Below are 1,221 nucleotides of genomic sequence, written 5' to 3' on the forward strand. Positions count from 1 at the left end.
CTCAATTTCACGACCACATAGATTATAACACAGACTTTCTCAAAGTTCTAGTCTCAGCTGAAATTTATTTAATATTTTAAAAAAATATTATTTACGCAAATTGCAAGTCCAAGTTAGCCAGCCAAGCTCATCTCATATGAACTCTTATAGTTGAACATTTTTCTTGGATAATGGTTCATCCAATACTCGATAGCGGCGACTTCTTCAGGGGTCGTCTTTGTTGTGCCTTTTGGCAGATGCCTACGAATCATTCGGTTATGGTTTTCATTCGTCCCTCGCTCAAAGCTCGCGTAGGCGTGTGCATAGTAAACTGGACAGCTTACGACCTCAGAGAGCCTTGCAAATTCATGGCCATTGTCAGGGGTAATGGATTTGAAGTCATAACTTTTTTGAAGTTCCACCAGCTCATCATTGACCGCCTGTGCTGTTTTCCCATCAATCAAGCGAATGATCTCCGTGCGGTATTTTCGCTCTGTGAGCGTCAAAAGCACCTTGTTCTTAGCTCTCGTAAGAATGACCGTGTCAATCTCGTAATGCCCCACTTCTAAGCGATTGTTAATGAACTCAGGCCGTTCTTCAATAGACTTGCCAAAAGGATGCTTTGGCGCACGAGGTTTGATTTTCTTTGCCGCCTTATACTGCGGATAGAAAAGATGATGACGCTTGGCTTCTAACCAGCCCCAGTTGACCCAATTGTAGAGGCTGCTCAGAGAAACTCCTTTTAGAGCCTGATGAATGACTTCCAAAGAGTCCTTGTCTTCTTTAAGACGTGTACTCACATAACAATCAATCTCAGTCGTGAGTTTACTCGGACGAACACTGTGAGCCCTCAATCCTTCATAATTTTCTTGAGCCTTTTTAGCAGAGTATTTTACCTTCCGCTTGAGCTGGATTTCCCCTCGCTTCATCTCTCTGTCAATCGTCCCATGAGCTTTATTCAATAAGCGCGCAATCTCACGGTTGCTCAGTCCTTCTTTATTGTGCCAACGTTCAATGTTTAAACGGTCTTGATTGGTCAGGTGTTTCCCTTTGCTCTGGCTTGTGATAGAATAGTCTTGCATCTGAATTTCCTTTTTATACTATTTGGTCGAACTTCTAGTATAAGAGATTCAGATGTTTTTTGCTTGACTCAAGGTGGCTAACTTCATTTTACAATTTGCGGATTTTTCTTTAATTAAATTTGGAACAAATAGTAATATCAAAATACTAATAATAGCTAGT

At 41.0% G+C, this 1,221-nt stretch carries 1 protein-coding gene; it reads right to left on the minus strand.

The features are described 5' to 3' along the window. Window positions 1-113: 113 nt before the first annotated feature. Window positions 114-1,061: an IS30 family transposase gene (locus ABT158_RS51235; RefSeq protein WP_003130410.1), complete on the minus strand. Its 948-nt coding sequence runs from the start codon at window positions 1,059-1,061 to the stop codon at window positions 114-116. Window positions 1,062-1,221: the final 160 nt, after the last annotated feature.

The organism is Nonomuraea sp. NPDC001636, from assembly GCF_040298265.1.
Classification (GTDB): Bacteria; Actinomycetota; Actinomycetes; order Streptosporangiales; family Streptosporangiaceae; genus Nonomuraea.

Excerpts from the sequence above, each read along its gene's own strand:
- ABT158_RS51235 (WP_003130410.1), bottom strand. The coding sequence starts at position 1,061 with ATGCAAGACTATTCTATCACAAGCCAGAGCAAAGGGAAACACCTGACC.